Raw genomic sequence first — 17,370 nt, 5'->3', positions numbered from 1 at the left:
GGTGGTAGGCTTGTAAGTCTATGATAAGTATAGGACGAAATTAAGCGGGCACCGCAAAGCGAGCCGATTATACGGCCTCATCGAATTTGGCGTCAATAAGGGCGCTGATGGCATCCAGGGCCGCCTGGGCATCTTTGCCTTCGCTGGTGATGGTGATGGTTTTACCCATGCCGGTTTCGAGCATCAGGAGGCCGAGTACGCTGGCGGCGGAGGCCTGTTTATCGCCCTGGATCAGAGTGACCTCGGCATCGAACTTGGCAGCGAGCACCGCCAGCTTGGTCGCCGCTCTGGCGTGCAGGCCCAACTTGTTGCAGATGGTCAGCTCGCGAGCCAACTTAGTCATGCTTTAGCTCTCTGTGGCGCGCCTGAACCTTATGCTTGCCCTTGTTGAACAGCTTGGCGAGCTGGTCGGTCACATAGACAGATCTGTGCTGGCCGCCGGTGCAGCCGATGGCTATGGTGAGGTAGCTGCGGTTGTTGCGCTCCAGATGAGGCAACCAGGTTTCCAGCAGGTTTTCGATCTGCCAGATGAACTTGTTGACCAGGGGTTGCTGGCTCAGAAACTGCTGTACTGGCTCATCCAGGCCGGTCAGAGGCCTTAGCTCAGGTTCCCAGTGGGGATTGGGCAGGAAGCGCACGTCGAACATGAAGTCGGCTTCGGTCGGCATGCCATATTTAAAGCCGAAGGACTCGAAGTTGATCACTAGCTCCTTGTCGACCGTGCCCAGCAGGATCTCGCGCACCTTGTCGCTCAACTCATAGATGTTGAGGTTAGAGGTGTCGATATAGTGATCCACGAGTTTGGCTATGGGGTCGAGCAGCTTGCCCTCGAGCTGAATAGCCTCCTTGAGGGAGACCTTAGAGCGTGACAGCGGATGTAGTCTGCGGGTCTCGCTATAGCGCTTGAGCAGCACATTGTCGCTGGAGTTCAGGAAGAAGCTTAAGATTTCGGTATCTTTGGGGAGCTTGGCCAGCTGCTTTTCCAGCTGGATCTCTTCGCTGGGCATGTTGCGCACATCGACGCTGATGGCCACGAGATCGCTGCGTCCCTTGAGCTGCTCAAGCAGGGACTCCATCATCTGCAAGGGCAGATTGTCGACACAGTAGTAGCCTAGATCTTCTAGGACCCTGAGTGCGACGGATTTTCCCGATCCTGAGCGTCCGGATACCAAAACCAATTTCATTGGGTGATCACCTGATAGAGTTCGGATTCATCTTGGGTCTTTCTTAGCTGCTTCATGATCGCCTTATCATTGAGCTTCTCGGCCATAGCGGCCAGGGTGCTAAGATGTTGCTCGCATTGATCTGCGGGCACCAATAACGCAAAAAGGATATCGACGGGCTGATTGTCAATGGCATCGAATGCGATTGGTTCAGCACATTTCACCAGTACGGCCACGGGTTGATCTATGTTAGTCAGCCGTCCGTGAGGAATCGCGATACCATTGCCTATACCTGTGCTGCCCATTTTCTCTCGAGCCAGAAGGCTTTCAAATATTTCTTGAGAGGAGAGGGTGGGGTACTGGACAGCGGCTAAGTCGCTGATAAGCTCCAGTACCTTTTTCTTACTGCCCGGAGTGGCGCAGGTGGTGCACTCCGGCCGCAGGATGGTACTCAGTTCCATCGTTAATGTTTAGTAAGCTTCTCTTTGTGTTTAATGACCTGACGATCGAGTTTGTCAATCAGGGAGTCTATCGCGGCATACATGTCCGCATGTTCGGATGTTGCGAACACTTCTCCGCCACGGAGATGTAACTTTGCCTCAACCTTCTGTTGCAACTTTTCGACATTTAATACAACGTGCACATTATTGATCTGATCGAAATGACGTTCAAGCTTTGTGAATTTCTCTTCGATGTAGCTTCGTAGAGATTGGGTGATCTCGATATGGTGCCCAGTCAGGTTTATTTGCATAAAGATAGTCCTCCAGTTTCCAGGTTTGTTTTATAAGCTCTTGCGCTGATTTGAGGGAGGTATAAGCATTGCCTCGCGATACTTGGCAATGGTGCGTCTAGCCACCTTAATCCCCTGTTCGGCCAAGAGTTGAGCCATCTTGCTGTCGCTCAATGGCTTTTTCTGGTTTTCCGCAGCAACCAGCTTCTTAATGAAGGCACGTATTGCTGTTGAAGAGCACTCTCCGCCATCGTCGGTACCGACGTGACTGGAGAAGAAGTATTTAAGCTCGAAGATCCCTCTCGGGGTATGCATATATTTTTGCGTGGTCACACGTGAGATGGTGGATTCATGCATCTCCACCGCCTCGGCGATGTCGTTCAGTACCATGGGCTTCATCGCCTCTTCGCCAAATTCGAAGAAACCTTGCTGGAAGTCGACGATACAGTTGGTCACCTTGAGCAGGGTCTCGTTGCGACTCTCAAGGCTCTTGAGGAACCATTTAGCTTCCTGCAGGTGGCCGCGAATAAACTGGCCATCCGCCTGACTCTTAGTGCTGCGGGCCATGGCGGCATACTGCTGGTTGACGTTGATCTTGGGCATGCTGTCAGGGTTGAGCTCGACTACCCAGCGTCCCTTCTTCTTGGTGACGGTCACATCCGGGATCACGTATTCATCGCGGCTGGCGGTGATGGCGAGACCGGGACGGGGATTCAGGGTCTGAATAAGGGCGATGGCATCCCTCAGCTCATTTTCCTTGAGCTTGGTTTTGCGCATCAGCAGACGGAAGTCGCGTCCGGCGATGAGATCCAGGTGCTCCTTGATCAGCATGCGGGCGTTGGCGATGTGCGGGGTATCGTCGCTGTATTGGGCTAGCTGAATGGTCAGACATTCGCTGAGATCACGGGCCGCCACGCCAATAGGGTCGAAGTGTTGTACTCGCTTGAGTACCGCCTCGACCTCGTCGAGTTCGATCTCAGGGTCGCCCATGGCCTCGAGAATATCTTCACAGGTCTGGGTCAGGTAACCGCGCTCGTCGATGGCATCGATGATGGCGGTGGCGATGGCCAGATCGTTATCGGAAAAAGGGGTCAGGTTCTTCTGCCATTCCAGGTGTTCGTAAAGACCTTCGCTGGTCTCGCCCTGAAAAGGCATGTCGTCGTCGCGCATGGCGCCCGAGCTTGAGTTTGGCGAGGCGGTGTAGACCTCATCCCAGGTGGTATCCACCGGCAGCTCGTCTGGCATAGAGTCTTGAGTCAGGGCATCAGAGGTCTCGACCCCTGAGTTATCCTGGCTCGAATCCAGCTCTATCTTGTCGTCGTACTTGTTGTCGAAGCTGTCGCCGACGCTATCGTCTTGCAGCTCGATGCTGGCGCTCTCCTGCTCTTCATCCAACTCCAGTAGCGGGTTGGATTCTAATGCCTGCTGGATCTCCTGCTGCAACTCTAATGACGACAACTGCAACAGACGTATGGCCTGTTGTAGCTGGGGCGTCATGGTGAGATGCTGACCCATTTTGAGCTGAAGTGACGCTTTCATCGTACTGCTATTCCCTTGTTTCTAATTATAAAATGAGAAAGCTCTGGCTATATGTGCCGGACAAATATATCGGATAGTGCCTAAGGCCACAATTAACGCGTGGTTTTTCCTCTGTGGCCCCATTATAAGATTAACTATAGCTTGAATTGTTCACCTAAGTACACTGCTCGTACTTGCTGGTTGTCTAAGATTTCGGCGGGTGTGCCCTCGGCGATCAGATTACCATGGCTGACGATATAGGCTTTCTCGCAGACGTCTAATGTTTCGCGCACGTTGTGGTCGGTGATCAACACCCCCAGGCCGCGATTCTTGAGCTGTTCGATGATCTTCTTGATGTCGATAACCGAGATGGGATCGACCCCGGCGAACGGCTCGTCGAGAAGTATAAACTTAGGGTTGGCAGCAAGCGCCCTGGCGATCTCCACCCGGCGACGTTCACCGCCCGAGAGCGCCATGCCGTGGCTGTCACGGATATGGGTGATGTGAAACTCTTCCAGCAGGTGTTCCAGCTCCTCTTCGCGGCCATCGTTATTAAGATCGCTGCGGGTCTGGAGCACGGCCATGATGTTGTCTCGCACCGAGAGCTTACGGAAGATGCTGGCTTCCTGGGGCAGGTAGCCTATGCCTTTGCGGGCGCGCAGGTGCATGGGGTCTAGCGTCAGGTCGTCATCGTCGATAAAGATGCGGCCCTTGTCGCTCTGTACCAGGCCGACGACCATGTAAAAGGTGGTGGTCTTGCCGGCGCCGTTTGGCCCCAGCAGGCCGACGATCTGCCCGGTCTTGACCGTGAGGCTCACGTCTTGGACAACGGCACGACTCTTATAGCTCTTGGCGAGGTTCTCCGCCTTCAAGATCAGGTCTGTCATTGTTTTTCCTGTTCTGGTTTCTTCTCGGGCTTCTGCTCTGGCTGGATCTGTTCCTGATAGTTTTCAGGCTGAATGATGGTGATCACTCTGTCTTTGCCTGTGCTCTCGGCGATCAGCTGTTGCTGCTCTATGTTGTAGCGGATCTGCGAACCCGTGACCTGGCTGCCTTCCTGTTCCAGGGTGGCGTCGCCGATCAGTGTCAGGGTGCGGCTGGAAAGCTCGTAACGTATCTCCTTGGCGCTGGCCGAGGCGGGACGGCCATCTTCCATCACCTGAGAGTAAGTGGCCGGGTTGCCGGTGGCGATCAGTATCTTGCCGCTGTTCTTCTCTTTGCTGAAGGCGCGTAGTTCACTGGCCAATATCTTGATTGAGCCTTGGGTGACCTCGACCGGACCGTGGAAGATGATCTGGTTGTTCTTAATGTCGGCTTCCTGGCTGGCGGCAGAGATCTTAACCTCTTGCAGCAGGTCGTTTACCTTGGCATGGGCGCCAATACTGACCAGGGGCAGCAGGCCTGCAAGAATAAGGCTATTTAGTTTCATATGTTCCTTCTACCTGACTCGTCAGTTTTATATTTTGGGCGTTGAGATCGGCATATAGGCCTTCCCCCGTGATGAGGAAATCACGCCCTGTGATCCGAATGCTTCTGTCGGATGTCATAATCATAGTATTGAGATCCAGCTCCAGATAGGTGGTCTCTATGGTCTGAATCGGTTCCTCTGGGCTAATGGCATCAATGATAACATTATTTTCCAGGGTGACCCGTCCGCTATTTTTGTCCAATGTGCCCTTGGTGGATCTCAGGCGCCACTGGGCATCGCCGTTGTCGGGATAGACCAGATAGATGGGCTGGGTAAAGTAGGTCTGGTTGCGCTCGGCGTAGTGCTCCATGTGACTGGCCGATACCCGGCTGTTGATGCCACCCTCATCATTGTATTGCACGCTCTTGAGATCCCGAACTATGTAGTCGGGACGATCGACATTATCCAGGGCCAACTCTTCGCTGCCCTTTTTCGACTGAACCTGCCAATAGAGGATCAGTGCTGTGCCGAAGAAGGCGATGATCGCCAGCGTGACTCTGTTCATATGCTCATTCCGTGGGCCGAGGCAAACTTATCCTGGCTGAGCAGGATGAGATCCGTCAGTTCACGCAGCGCGCCGTGGCCGCCCTTGATATGGGTAACCATGTCGGCGTGTTGGCGCACATAGGGATGACCGTCGGCCACGCAGACAGACAGGCCTACCTTCTCCATCACGGGCAGATCCACCATGTCATCGCCGATATAGGCAACTTCCTCAGGCGTCACCTTATAGAGGTTAAGCAGCTCCTGATAAGGCTCGAGTTTGTTGTCGACCCCCTGGTAGATGTGGGTGATACCCAGGGCCGTCATGCGATCTTCCACTATCTGCGACTTACGCCCGGTGATGATGGCCACCGGAATATCGCTGGTCAGAAGCGAGCGTACGCCGTAGCCGTCGCGGGTATGAAAAGTCTTGAGTTCGTCGCCCGAGTTGCTCATATAGACCAGACCGTCGGAGAATACACCGTCGACGTCGCAGATCAAGAGTTTGATCTGTTTGGCTTTTTGCCAGACCGCGTCGGTTATCGGGCCGTAGAAACCTTGATGTGCCATGTTAGATCACCCCCGCCTTGACCATGTCCAGCATGTTGAGTGCGCCAATTGGCTTCTGCTGCTCGTCGGTGACGATCAGGCCGTTGATCTCTTTCTCGTCCATCACCTTGAGGGCCTGAGCGGCTAAGATGCCTTCGCTGACGGTGACGCAGCCATGGGTCATCACCTCTGAGATGGAGGTCTTGCGCAGGTTGATCTCGGCGTCTATCACCCGGCGCAGGTCGCCGTCGGTGAAGATGCCGACCAGCAGGCCCTGGCTGTTGACTACGCCTGTCATGCCCAGCCCCTTCTTGGAGATCTCATACAGGGCCTCTGTGATACAGATATCTTCGGCCACCAGAGGCAAGTCATCACCTTTGTGCATCACGTCGCTCACCTTGAGCAGCAGCTTGCGTCCCAGGCTACCGCCGGGGTGGGAGAGGGCAAAATCATCTTTAGTGAAGCCTCTGGCTTGCAGCAGGGCTACCGCCAGGGCGTCGCCCATGACGAGCGTCGCCGTGGTGCTCGAGGTCGGCGCCAGTCCGAGCGGGCAGGCCTCTTCCGGTACCTCGATACACAGATGAACGACCGAATGCTTGGCCATGTTGGACTCAGGCTTGCCCGTCACCGCGATGACAGGCAGCCCCATACGCTTGATCACTGGCATCAGGGTTAAAATTTCGCTGGCCTCGCCCGAGTTGGAGATGGCGAGTACGATATCGTTCTCGCTCAGCACGCCCAGGTCGCCATGGCTGGCCTCGCCGGGGTGGACGAAGAAGGCTGGGGTGCCTGTGCTGGCCAGGGTGGCCGAGATCTTGTTACCTATGTGGCCGGATTTGCCCATGCCCATCACGATCACCTTGCCGGTGCAGGCGAGGATCAATTGGCAGGCCTTGGCAAATTCACTCGAGTCGACATATTGATACAGGTTGTCCAGCGCGTTGCGCTCGGTATCGATAACCTTGCGTCCCCATTGACGTAATTGATCTGCATCTACCATCTTGTTCTCTCTATTTTGTCGGCCTAAACGTTATTAGGATAGGAAAAGCGTGACTTGGTACGCGATAAAAGTCGCTAATAACACACCGCCATGCCAGGGGCGTAGTTGGCGGGCCTTGCCGGTTAATAAAATCAGTATGGCCAGGGCAACGCTGGTTGCCATCACCATGTAAAAGTCGCGACTGCTGGCGGCGGCATCTACCGCGCCTGGGGCGATAAGGGCGGGCAGCGCCAATACCGCAAGAATGTTAAACAGGTTCGAGCCGACCACGTTACCTATGGCAAGGTCGTCCTCTTTCTTCAGCACGCCGGCCACACAGGCCGCCAGTTCAGGCAGGCTGGTTCCGACGGCGATAATGGTCAGGCCTATGACTAAGTCTGACATATGGAAGGCCTTGGCGATACCCACGGCGCCCTGCACCATCCAGTCGGCAGACAGGGGCAGCAGCACTAGGCCTATCACCAGCCAGAGGATCGCCTTAGGCGTAGGCACATCTTTAGGCACCTCGCTCTCGGCCTCGTCGATCAGGGGATCTTTCTCCTTGTTGACGATCGCATGCCAGATCAGATACCCCATGAGGGCGAAGAAGAGTGCCATCAGCACCAAGCCCTCGACGCGGGTCAGCTGACCATCGTGAAGGAAATAGCCCGCCAGCGCCGTAGCGCCTAGCATCATAGGGATTTCCCGCTTGAGTGTCTGTGAGCTTACCGAGATTGCGCCTAACAGGGCGGTGATTCCCAGGATCAGCGTGATGTTGGCGACGTTGGAGCCAAGCACATTCCCTATGGCCGTGTCTGTCATGCCTTCGAGGGAGGCGGTGGCTGCCACAAACATTTCCGGGGCCGAGCTGCCCATGGCGACTATGGTGAGGCCAATTAACATGGGCGGCAGGCCGAGATTACGGGCGAATGCCGCGGCGCCGAAGACAAATTTGTCGGCACTCCAGACAAGGGCACCCAAACCAGCAATCAGTAAGAAAATATTAAATAGCATTGAAAATCTTTTTGTTTAAGAGTCTGCCGCGCATTTTCGCTGGATTTGAACAAAATTGAAAGTATTGCGCAAAGATAGTGTCGATTCAGTTGTGCACAATCCGTCAATTTCGTACAATTTGTCTCTTTTCCTGCCGCCTAACCATGGAACGCATTAGGTCCCGTTATGAGTCATCAATCGTTAAGTCATGACAGCCAAGCCAAGGGTGAGACTAAGCCGATGGAACAAGCGCCGATGGAACACGTGCAGCCATTGGTGGAGATCAGCCATCTGGGCTTCAGCCGTGGCACCCATGTTATCTATGACGACGTCAGCCTCACCATCCCCAGAGGGAAGGTGACCGCCATCATGGGACCCAGCGGCATAGGCAAGACTACCCTACTCAAGTTGATCGGTGGTCAGCTGCGGCCGGACTCTGGCGTCATCAAGGTCGATGGCGTTGACGTGCATAAATGCAATCGCAGCGAGCTGTTTGCCCTGCGCAAACGCATGAGCATGCTGTTTCAGAGCGGCGCCCTGTTTACCGACATGAATGTGTTCGACAACGTGGCTTTTGCCCTGCGGGAACACTCGGATCTGCCCGAGGCGATTATTCGCCGTATCGTGCTGATGAAGCTCGAAGCCGTGGGGCTCAGAGGCGCGGCGCAGATGATGCCGAGCGAGCTCTCCGGCGGCATGCAGAGACGTGCAGCCCTGGCCCGCGCCATCGCCCTGGAGCCGGAACTGGTTCTCTATGATGAGCCCTTCGCCGGACAGGACCCCATCTCCATGGGGGTGCTGGTGAAGCTGATCCGCGAGCTGAGCGATGCGCTGAGCCTCACCTCTGTGGTGGTCTCCCACGACGTGCAAGAGGTACTGGGGATCGCCGACTATGTCTATGTGCTCGCCGACAAGAAGGTGATCGCCCACGGCACGCCGGCCGAGCTGAAGGCGGCCGACAATCCTAAGTTGAAACAGTTTATCGGCGGCGAGCCCGACGGGCCCGTGCCGTTTCATTTTCCCGCCCAGGATTACCAGAAGGAGATGTTAGGTGAGCGTGATTGATCAAATCGCCCGCTTAGGTCGTGGTGCGATCGATAGCGTCACCGGCCTGGGACGCGCCGGACTCATGTTGTGGGGCGCCATCGCCAAGATGCCCAGGGTGCGCAAGGGCACGCCGCTACTGATCAAGCAGCTGTACGTGATTGGCGTGCAGTCCATGGTGATCATCCTGGTCTCAGGCCTTTTCATCGGCATGGTGCTGGCGTTGCAGGGCTATAATATTTTGGTGGGTTTCGGCACAGAAGACAGCCTGGGGCCCATGGTGGCGCTCAGTCTGCTGCGTGAACTGGGGCCAGTGGTGACCGCGCTGCTGTTTGCTGGACGCGCCGGCTCGGCGCTTACCGCCGAGATAGGTTTGATGAAGAGCACTGAGCAGCTCTCTAGCCTGGAGATGATGGCTATCGATCCCCTGCGTCAGGTAATCGCGCCGCGCTTCTGGGCCGGGGTGATCAGCCTGCCACTACTGGCGCTGATGTTTACCGCCGTGGGCATCTATGGCGGCCATTTGGTCGGGGTGGAATGGAAGGGAATCGACAGCGGTAGCTTCTGGTCTATCCTGCAGGCCTCGGTGGAGTGGCGTCAGGACATAGTGAATTGTCTGATCAAGAGCCTGGTATTTGCCGTAGTGGTGACCTGGATAGCCCTGTATCGCGGCTATCATGTGATCCCCAATCCCGAGGGGATCAGCCGGGCGACCACCCAAACCGTGGTGCAGTCCAGCTTGGCGGTGTTGGCGCTGGACTTCCTGTTGACGGCCATGATGTTTGGCCGCTGATTAAATTTTGTTTATGGATAAACCTATATATTTGCCGTCGTGGTATGTATAGAACTGAGTGGTAATTGAGTATGTTGACTCGAAAAATTGAACTATTAGTTGGCTTGTTTATTCTGTCGGGCCTGATGGCCTTTCTGGTGTTGGTGTTCAACGTGGCCAATGTCGAGGTGAAGCCTGGCCAGAGCCACTACACCCTGTATGCCAAGTTCACCAACATAGGCGGCCTCAAGGTGCGCTCACCGGTCAAGGTGGGTGGCGTGGTGGTTGGCAGGGTGACGAACATCAGCCTGGATCCTGATGAACTGGTGGCCGTGGTCGAGCTGGCCATGGACAATCAATATGATCAGTTTCCCGAGACCAGTAGCCTGTCGATCCTCACCTCGGGTCTGCTGGGTGAGCAGTTCTTGGGGCTGACGCCAGGATTTGTGATGGACGATATCGGCATGCTCAAAGATGGCGATCGTATCGACGATACTCACTCGGCCTTAGTGCTCGAAGATCTCATCGGCCAGTTCTTATACAGTATGAAGTCTAAAGAAAATTAATAGGGACGAATATGAAACAGTTGTTGCAAGTACTCTTCTCCTCCATGTTATTGCTGATCGGCGGTGCGGTTAGCGCCGAGGAGATCTCGGTCAATACCAAGGACCCCTATGCCATGGTGGAATCTGTGGCTAACAAGACTTTTGCCCGTTTTCATCAGGATATTGCCACAATTCAGGCCAATCCCGACCATCTTAAGGTGATAGTCTCTGACGAGTTGATGCCTTATATCGATTATAAGTATGCCTCTTATAAGGTGATGGGGCCCTACCTGCGTCAGAGTACGCCGGATCAGCGTGAGCGTTTCGCCGAGGCCTTCAAGACTTATCTTATCGCGACTTATGCCCAGGCCTTCACCGAGTATACCGACCAGCAGGTGGAGTTTGCCCCGGCTAAGGGGTTCGATGGTGAGAAGATGGTGGATGTCAACGTGCAGATCATCGAGCAGGGACGTCCGCCTATCAAGCTGATCTTCAGGGTGCGTCGCTTGAAGGACGATACCTGGAAGGCGTTCGATCTAGTAGCCGAAGGGGTGAGTCTGCTTTCCTCTAAGAGCGCGGAGATCACTAACCTGATCCGCCAAAACGGCATAGATGCGGTAATAAAAGAGCTGGAGACCCACACAGATAACCATATCAGCTTGGTTAACAAGGGGACTAAGCTATAATGCTGGCCTTTAACCAGGCGGCGGGTCATTGCCAGGTCAGCGGTGAGCTGTCTCAGGCGGCGGTGGTGGAGCTCTGGCCTAAGCTGGAGACACTACTCAATGGTGCCTGTGACCGACTGGATCTTGCCGGTGTCTCCTATAGCGACAGCGCCGGTGTCGCCCTGCTGTTGCATCTGGTGGCAGAGCAGCAGAAAAAGGGTCAGTCGCTGGTGCTCTGCAATCCGCCGGCGCAACTGCAAAAGTTAATAGATTTATATGATTTACAAGACTTCTTCACCGAAGAAGCCAAATAAAAGGGTTATCCGTTTATGGAATGTAATGAGATTGAACAGCTGCTTACCCAAGCGCTGACACTGGATGAAGTACACGTGAGCCAGGATGGGACACACTATAAGATTGTTGCCGTCGGTGAGTGTTTCGACGGTGTGAGCCGCGTGAAGCAACAGCAGATGATCTACGGCCCTTTGATGGAACATGTGACCAGTGGGGCGCTGCATGCCATCACTATCAACGCCTTTACCCCTACGCAGTGGAAGCGTGAAAAAATCTTCAACATGTAAGGCTAGAGACTCATAGTGGATAAATTAACAATTCAGGCCAGTGGTGCACTGGCCGGTGACGTGGTGATTTCAGGCGCCAAGAACGCCGCCCTGCCGATCCTGATGGCCGGCGTGCTGGCCGAGACAGACTTCGTGGTCAGCAATGTGCCTAACCTTAGAGATGTCAACACCAGCTGTGAGCTGCTGCGCTGTCTCGGTGCCGAGGTGAGCCGTAGCGACGAGGGTAAGATCACCATCTCTACCACCCATCTCAACGAGTTCTGCGCGCCCTATGAGCTGGTGAAGACCATGCGCGCCTCTATCTTGATCTTGGGGCCCTTGCTGGCTCGCTATGGCACCGCCGACGTCTCTCTGCCTGGTGGCTGCGCCATCGGTGCCCGCCCGGTAAACCTGCACCTGCATGGCTTGGAGCAGATGGGCGCGAAGATCGAAGTGAAAGAGGGCTATATCAAGGCCCGCGTCGATGGTCGTCTCAAGGGCGCCCATATCTTCATGGACATGATCAGCGTCGGCGCCACAGAGAACCTACTGATGGCGGCGGCCTTGGCCGACGGCGAGACGGTGATCGAGAACGCGGCCCGTGAGCCAGAGGTTATCGATCTGGCCAACTGCCTTAACGCCATGGGCGCTAAGATCAGCGGCGCCGGTAGCGATACCATTCGCATCCAAGGTGTCGAGTCTCTCAGTGGCTGTGAGTATCGTGTGATGCCAGACCGTATCGAGACCGGCAGCTTCCTGGTGGCCGCGGCGGTAACCAAGGGCAAGATACGTTGTGTCGATGCCGATCCTAAGACCCTAGAGGCCGTGCTCGCCAAGCTGGAAGATGCTGGCGCCAGCATCACCACGGGCGAAGATTGGATTGAGCTGGACATGCAGGGGCAACGCCCCAAGGCGGTCAACATCAAGACCATGCCTTACCCAGGTTTCCCGACGGATATGCAGGCGCAGTTCTGTGTACTCAACGCCCTGGCGGAAGGTACGGCGACCATTACCGAGACCATCTTCGAGAACCGTTTCATGCATGTGCCCGAGCTTATCCGCATGGGCGCCAACATGGAGTTGGAAGGCAATACCTGTATCATCAAGGGTTGTGAGCTGCTCAACGGCGCTCAGGTGATGGCAACGGATCTACGCGCCTCGGCGAGCCTGGTGATCGCCGGCCTGGTGGCCGACGGCGTAACAACGGTAGATCGTATCTATCACCTCGATAGAGGCTACGAGCATATCGAAGAGAAGTTTAAGGGCCTGGGCGGCGAAGTCGTACGGGTCAGCTAAGCCTAGCTTCATCTTACAAAGCCACCTTAGGGTGGCTTTTTTGTGCCTGATGCATGGATGACGCAACTGCTCACAAAATAATGCAGGTAATTTACATAGGCTAAGCTTATGATTGGTGGGTAGGCCAATTTGAATATGCTAAGGAGAGTATATGACACATGGCAAAAGGATGGCGTTATTAGTGGGGCTGCTGATCGGCGCCCTGATCTGTTACGGCGTGGGCATGCACCTTGGGGCCTTGAGCCTGCTGGTCGTCGGCGCATTGCTGGAGTGTGGTTTCTGGTTGCGGCTATTTAAGAGCCCAAGCTAAGGGCTTAAGTTCAGGGCTTAAGCAAGTACCTAGAGATCAAGAGAGAATAGATAAAAGAAAAGCCAGCGATTGCTGGCTTTTTTGTCTGCGGACTTTGGTCGCTATTATTCAGAGCCCAGGTTTTCCCCTATGGTGACAGGTACCTCATAGTACTTGCCGCTGCGGATAATGGTCATGGTCACCTGAGTGCCAGGTGGCGTCTCGGCAATCCTATCCATCAGCATCTCGACGCCGGGAACGGTCTCGTCGTTAAACTTAGTGATAACGTCTCTGGGTCTCAGCTTAGCCTGAGCGGCCGGTCCCTGATGATCCACACCTGTGACCATGACGCCGGTCAGATCCGGCAGGTTAAGGATCTGCGCCATCACAGGATTGATCGCCTCGCCTGTGATCCCCAGAGCACCACGGATCACCCGGCCATCTTTGATCAGCTTACCCATGATGCTGTGGGCCAGCTTGATGGGGATGGCGAAGTTAATCCCATGGCCACCACCCTCGCCACCAATCTGGAAGGCTGCTGTGTTGATGCCGATCAGGCGGCCGCTGGTGTCGATAAGCGCGCCGCCCGAGTTACCCGCGTTGATGGCGGCATCTGTCTGCAGGAAGTCCAGATAACCCGAGCTCAGGCCGTTACGGCCGGTGGCGCTGATGATCCCTTGGGTGATGGTTTGCCCCAGGTTATAGGGGTTGCCGATGGCGAGTACCACGTCGCCCACCTGTGCCGGTACGTCTAAGTTGATAGGCACCACGGGGAGGGTATCGCCCTCTATCTTAAGCACCGCCAGATCGGTGACAGAGTCTGACCCCACCACCTCTGAGGTAAACTTGCGGCCATCTTGCAGGGCGACCACTATCTCGTCCGCCTTCTTGACCACGTGATAGTTGGTGAGTATGTAGCCCTCTTTGCTCATGATCACGCCTGAACCCAGGCCTTGCAGGGAGCCCGAGTTGAGCGGGCGGCTCTGATCTATGCTCAGGCTATAGATGTTGACCACGGCGGGTGCGGCGCGACGTACTGCCTGAGAGAAGGAGAGTTCTATCCCGTTTTGTCCCCTGCTCTGGAAGAAGTTGCCGTGATTGGCTGTGCCTGTTATCCATGGGGTGATGACCAGAAAGACGGCGGCCATGATAAGGCCGAAAAAAACTGCTTTCGCGATGTAAATTACCGTGTCTTTAAGCGTCATGATTTAAGGTGCTGTGGGAAAAGTAGCGTTAGATTAACATGTTTATTTATAGGGCACTATTGGCCTAAGTGCATAAGCTGGAAATAAAAGAGGCCATGATGCGGGTGTGTAAACCCTGTCATGGCCTCTAGTGCGCCTTATCTCAGAACCAGATAGAGGCTGTTGTCACCGCGCAGCAGTTTCAGGGCCACGGCGCCGTGTTGCTCCTTAAGTTCTGCCTTGAGCTCCTTAAGATCTTCAATACGGGTACGGTTGACCCCGACTATGATATCGCCCTTAAGCAGGCCACTGGCCGCCGCCGGAGAACCTTGGGCGATCTCGGTGATCTCGACCCCCTTCTTATTGTTCTCCAGTGTGGCCCCCGCCAGCATAGGATGTACGGCGCCCGCCGCGGTTTCTGTCTGCTGGCTCGCCTCGCCTAATACTGCGGTGACCGTCTTCTCATCGCCGTCGCGGATCAGACCCAGTTTCACCTTAGCGCCGGCGCCCATGGTACCTATCTTGGCTCTCAGCTCCTGGAAGGACTTGATCGGCTTATCGTTGACGCTGACTATGATGTCGCCGGCCTTGATGCCCGCCTTGTCGGCGGCGCTGTCAGGCATCACCTCGTTGACGAAGCCGCCGTGCTGCGAATCCAAGCCGAAGCCCTGAGCCAGTTCGCTATCTAAGTCACGACCACTGACCCCCAGTACGCCGCGGCGCACCTCACCGTGTTCGATCAGCTGATCCACCAGGTTATTGACCATATTGGCGGGGATAGCGAAGCCAATACCCACGTTCCCGCCGCCCGGGGCGACGATGGCGGTGTTTATGCCGATCAGTTCACCGTTGAGATTTACCAGGGCGCCGCCCGAGTTACCGCTGTTGATGGCGGCGTCTGTCTGAATGAAGTTCTCCAGCATCTCGATACCTAAGCCGCTGCGGCCCATGGCGCTGACGATACCCGAGGTAACCGTCTGGCCAAGACCGAAGGGGTTACCGATAGCCACGGCAAAGTCGCCGACCTTGAGTTCATCGGAGTCGGCGCGCTTGAGGGCCACCAGGTTCTTGGCTTCTATCTGTAGCAGGGCAACGTCTGACTCGGCATCGGTACCGATAAGCTTGGCCTCGATCTCACGGCCGTCATGCAGGCCAATTAAAATTTCGTCGGCGCCTTCAATCACATGGTTGTTGGTGACGATATAGCCTTTCTTAGCATCTATGATGACGCCAGAACCCAGCCCCTTGAAGGGGCGCTCCTGCACCTGCTCTCTCGGGGCATTAGGGCCGAAGAAGTAGCGGAAGGCGTCGGGCAGGCGCTGCTTAGAGACATGGGTGCCAGAGACGGCGACGGCAACCACGGCTGGGGTGGTTTTCTCCAGCATGGGGGCCAGGCTGGGCAGCGCTTGTCCGTCGACGGCCAGTGGAATGGCGGCTTGAGAAACGGCAGGCATAACCATCAGGCTCGCGCCGAGCAGTGCGGCGGAAAGTAGTGATAATTTCGTTTTCATCTATTCATGACTCCAATGTTGCAATTATGAACTTATGACTCTGTAGATATAAGGCTACTCGGACGTAAATCAAGTGATTAAATAATGCTGTGTTACTCAATCCGACTATCGCCTTCTCGATAAAGTTCAGGTGATTAACAAAGGTTAATTTTTCGTTAGTCTTCATCGACTAGCGAGCGATAAAGCCCTGGTCGTCCCATTAAGGCTTGTCTGTACCTGCCAAGGTTTTAGCTTGGCCCACATATACCCTGAGATCGATTGTCGTGATACCATCTGGCGGTTGAATTAAGGATAGAAGAGAATAATTTCAGTGTCGCATCTCACCCCCTGGCAGCATTATCAAGCCGATCTACAACGTGATGACTTTTCCTATGACCCAGCTCAGGAGCAGGCGGTCAAGGCCCTGCAACGTGTCTATGATGAGTTGCTGGCGGCGCAGCAAAAGCCCTCGGGGATGGCGAAACTACTGGGTTTCCTGGCTAAGCCAGCGCCTCAGGTGCAGGGCCTGTACCTCTGGGGCGGGGTAGGGCGCGGCAAGACCTATCTGATGGACACCTTCTATGATGCCCTGCCGGGCGAGCGTAAGCTCAGGGCGCACTTTCATCGCTTCATGCATCAGATCCATCTGGATCTCGACGGCCTCAAGGGGCAACGTGATCCCCTGCTGGTGATCGCCAAGCGCATGGCCGAGCGTTATCAGGTGATCTGTTTCGACGAGTTCTTCGTCTCCGACATCACAGACGCCATGTTGCTGGGCACCCTGTTTCAGGCGCTATTTGCCGAAGGGGTGGCCCTGGTCGCCACCTCAAACATCATTCCCGATGAGCTCTATCGTAACGGCCTGCAGCGGGCGCGCTTCCTGCCGGCGATTGCGCTGATCAACAAGCACTGTCAGGTGCTGAATGTCGACAGCGGCATAGATTATCGTCTGCGCACTCTGGAGCAGGCGGAGATCTATCATTATCCGCTGGATCCTCAGGCCGACAAGAACCTGCTGAGTTACTTCCAGCAGCTGGCGCCTGAGTCGGAAGTTTCCCGCGAGGCGATAGATATCGAAGGCCGCGAGATAGGCATACGTCAGCAGGCGCAGGGCGTGTTGCTGATCGATTTTCGCGACCTGTGCGATGGCCCCCGTAGTCAGCGTGACTATATGGAGCTGGCCTGTCTCTATCACACTGTGCTGCTCAGCGGCGTCGAGCAGATGGGTAGCCAGAGCACGGGAGATGATATCGCCCGCCGTTTCCTGGCTATGGTGGATGAGTTCTATGAGCGCCATGTGAAGCTGATCATCTCGGCCGAGGTGGCACTGGAGGAGATCTACACCCAGGGGCTGCTGAGTTTTGAATTCAGACGCTGTCGCTCGCGCCTGACCGAGATGCAATCTCACGATTATCTTGCGCTGGAACACCTGCCATAGGGCGAGATTCAACCGATAAAGGGCGCTTTTTACCGTTTCGGTGCCAAATCGATCCTAAGCTGAGTAAATCATTTAAATTAGCTGAAAAAATTAGGTGATTTTTAACTCAGCTTTGTCTATAATTCGCGACCTGCCCTCGTTACTCCGCCAAAACGGCGGAAGTTGTAAAGCCTTATTCTTTGCTCGAAGGGGCGGAGAATGGCA

Annotated in this window: 22 protein-coding genes; 9 read left to right on the top strand and 13 right to left on the bottom strand. The window is 55.2% G+C overall.

What is annotated here, in order from left to right:
• Nucleotides 1-67: 67 nt before the first annotated feature.
• From K0I63_RS17115 to K0I63_RS17065, 11 genes are all read right to left on the bottom strand, one after another.
• Nucleotides 68-343, bottom strand: a complete 276-nt coding sequence (locus tag K0I63_RS17115; protein ID WP_011867111.1) for an HPr family phosphocarrier protein — start codon at nt 341-343, stop codon at nt 68-70.
• The gene (gene rapZ / locus K0I63_RS17110) at nt 336-1,184 is read right to left on the bottom strand and encodes an RNase adapter RapZ (protein ID WP_144202698.1); all 849 of its coding nucleotides are present in this window, start codon (nt 1,182-1,184) and stop codon (nt 336-338) included. Before rapZ ends, K0I63_RS17115 begins: the two co-directional genes overlap by 8 nt.
• Nucleotides 1,181-1,624 carry a PTS IIA-like nitrogen regulatory protein PtsN gene (ptsN, locus tag K0I63_RS17105; RefSeq protein ID WP_011867109.1) on the bottom strand — a complete coding sequence of 148 codons (444 nt, stop codon included), beginning with the start codon at nt 1,622-1,624 and terminating at the stop codon, nt 1,181-1,183. The genes rapZ and ptsN overlap by 4 nt, the downstream gene beginning before the upstream one ends.
• A 2-nt stretch (nt 1,625-1,626) precedes the next feature.
• Nucleotides 1,627-1,914: a ribosome hibernation promoting factor gene (gene hpf / locus K0I63_RS17100; RefSeq protein WP_011867108.1), complete on the bottom strand. Its 288-nt coding sequence runs from the start codon at nt 1,912-1,914 to the stop codon at nt 1,627-1,629.
• Nucleotides 1,915-1,944: 30 nt separating this feature from the next.
• Nucleotides 1,945-3,432: an RNA polymerase factor sigma-54 gene (locus K0I63_RS17095; RefSeq protein WP_220081810.1), complete on the bottom strand. Its 1,488-nt coding sequence runs from the start codon at nt 3,430-3,432 to the stop codon at nt 1,945-1,947.
• 134 nt (nt 3,433-3,566) lie between these two features.
• On the bottom strand, nt 3,567-4,298 hold the full coding sequence (lptB, locus tag K0I63_RS17090) for an LPS export ABC transporter ATP-binding protein (protein ID WP_011867106.1): 732 nt from the start codon (nt 4,296-4,298) through the stop codon (nt 3,567-3,569).
• Nucleotides 4,295-4,840, bottom strand: coding sequence for a lipopolysaccharide transport periplasmic protein LptA (gene lptA, locus K0I63_RS17085; RefSeq protein WP_144202702.1), 546 nt, complete (start codon nt 4,838-4,840; stop codon nt 4,295-4,297). Before lptA ends, lptB begins: the two co-directional genes overlap by 4 nt.
• Nucleotides 4,827-5,384, bottom strand: coding sequence for an LPS export ABC transporter periplasmic protein LptC (gene lptC / locus K0I63_RS17080; RefSeq protein ID WP_011867104.1), 558 nt, complete (start codon nt 5,382-5,384; stop codon nt 4,827-4,829). The genes lptA and lptC overlap by 14 nt, the downstream gene beginning before the upstream one ends.
• Entirely contained in the window at nt 5,381-5,932 is a 552-nt protein-coding gene (gene kdsC / locus K0I63_RS17075) for a 3-deoxy-manno-octulosonate-8-phosphatase KdsC (protein WP_220081809.1), read from the bottom strand. The genes lptC and kdsC overlap by 4 nt, the downstream gene beginning before the upstream one ends.
• A 1-nt stretch (nt 5,933) precedes the next feature.
• Nucleotides 5,934-6,911 carry a KpsF/GutQ family sugar-phosphate isomerase gene (locus K0I63_RS17070; RefSeq protein WP_220043407.1) on the bottom strand — a complete coding sequence of 326 codons (978 nt, stop codon included), beginning with the start codon at nt 6,909-6,911 and terminating at the stop codon, nt 5,934-5,936.
• Between the two features lie 33 nt (nt 6,912-6,944).
• Nucleotides 6,945-7,904 (bottom strand): calcium/sodium antiporter, encoded by a 960-nt coding sequence (locus tag K0I63_RS17065; protein ID WP_011867101.1) that lies wholly within the window; start codon nt 7,902-7,904, stop codon nt 6,945-6,947.
• A 234-nt stretch (nt 7,905-8,138) separates the two neighbouring features.
• Between K0I63_RS17065 and K0I63_RS17060 the strand changes: the two genes are divergently transcribed.
• From K0I63_RS17060 to K0I63_RS17025, 8 genes are all read left to right on the top strand, one after another.
• Nucleotides 8,139-8,948: an ATP-binding cassette domain-containing protein gene (locus K0I63_RS17060; protein WP_086023639.1), complete on the top strand. Its 810-nt coding sequence runs from the start codon at nt 8,139-8,141 to the stop codon at nt 8,946-8,948.
• Nucleotides 8,935-9,720: a lipid asymmetry maintenance ABC transporter permease subunit MlaE gene (gene mlaE, locus K0I63_RS17055; RefSeq protein ID WP_144202706.1), complete on the top strand. Its 786-nt coding sequence runs from the start codon at nt 8,935-8,937 to the stop codon at nt 9,718-9,720. Before K0I63_RS17060 ends, mlaE begins: the two co-directional genes overlap by 14 nt.
• A gap of 71 nt (nt 9,721-9,791) precedes the next feature.
• Nucleotides 9,792-10,265 carry an outer membrane lipid asymmetry maintenance protein MlaD gene (gene mlaD, locus K0I63_RS17050; RefSeq protein WP_220081808.1) on the top strand — a complete coding sequence of 158 codons (474 nt, stop codon included), beginning with the start codon at nt 9,792-9,794 and terminating at the stop codon, nt 10,263-10,265.
• A gap of 11 nt (nt 10,266-10,276) precedes the next feature.
• Complete coding sequence (locus K0I63_RS17045; RefSeq protein WP_220081807.1) at nt 10,277-10,930, top strand: MlaC/ttg2D family ABC transporter substrate-binding protein; 654 nt, start codon at nt 10,277-10,279, stop codon at nt 10,928-10,930.
• Nucleotides 10,930-11,223, top strand: a complete 294-nt coding sequence (locus K0I63_RS17040; protein ID WP_220081806.1) for an STAS domain-containing protein — start codon at nt 10,930-10,932, stop codon at nt 11,221-11,223. Before K0I63_RS17045 ends, K0I63_RS17040 begins: the two co-directional genes overlap by 1 nt.
• 15 nt (nt 11,224-11,238) lie before the next feature.
• Complete coding sequence (locus K0I63_RS17035) at nt 11,239-11,490, top strand: BolA family protein (protein WP_220072340.1); 252 nt, start codon at nt 11,239-11,241, stop codon at nt 11,488-11,490.
• 15 nt (nt 11,491-11,505) lie between these two features.
• On the top strand, nt 11,506-12,765 hold the full coding sequence (gene murA, locus K0I63_RS17030) for a UDP-N-acetylglucosamine 1-carboxyvinyltransferase (protein WP_220072339.1): 1,260 nt from the start codon (nt 11,506-11,508) through the stop codon (nt 12,763-12,765).
• 151 nt (nt 12,766-12,916) lie between these two features.
• The gene (locus tag K0I63_RS17025; RefSeq protein ID WP_220081805.1) at nt 12,917-13,075 is read left to right on the top strand and encodes a hypothetical protein; all 159 of its coding nucleotides are present in this window, start codon (nt 12,917-12,919) and stop codon (nt 13,073-13,075) included.
• Between the two features lie 104 nt (nt 13,076-13,179).
• Here the strand turns inward: K0I63_RS17025 and degS are convergent, their stop codons facing one another.
• Nucleotides 13,180-14,259: an outer membrane-stress sensor serine endopeptidase DegS gene (degS, locus tag K0I63_RS17020; RefSeq protein ID WP_011867093.1), complete on the bottom strand. Its 1,080-nt coding sequence runs from the start codon at nt 14,257-14,259 to the stop codon at nt 13,180-13,182.
• Nucleotides 14,260-14,396: 137 nt separating this feature from the next.
• Nucleotides 14,397-15,749, bottom strand: coding sequence for a Do family serine endopeptidase DegQ (degQ, locus tag K0I63_RS17015; RefSeq protein ID WP_144202716.1), 1,353 nt, complete (start codon nt 15,747-15,749; stop codon nt 14,397-14,399).
• 310 nt (nt 15,750-16,059) lie between these two features.
• Between degQ and zapE the strand changes: the two genes are divergently transcribed.
• On the top strand, nt 16,060-17,166 hold the full coding sequence (gene zapE / locus K0I63_RS17010) for a cell division protein ZapE (RefSeq protein WP_220081804.1): 1,107 nt from the start codon (nt 16,060-16,062) through the stop codon (nt 17,164-17,166).
• Nucleotides 17,167-17,370 lie beyond the last annotated feature (204 nt).

The sequence above is a fragment of the Shewanella rhizosphaerae genome, assembly GCF_019457655.1.
GTDB classification, from domain to species: domain Bacteria; phylum Pseudomonadota; class Gammaproteobacteria; order Enterobacterales; family Shewanellaceae; genus Shewanella; species Shewanella loihica.
The sequence above is the reverse complement of the archived record's forward strand: the minus strand, read 5'-3'. Positions and strand labels throughout refer to the sequence as shown.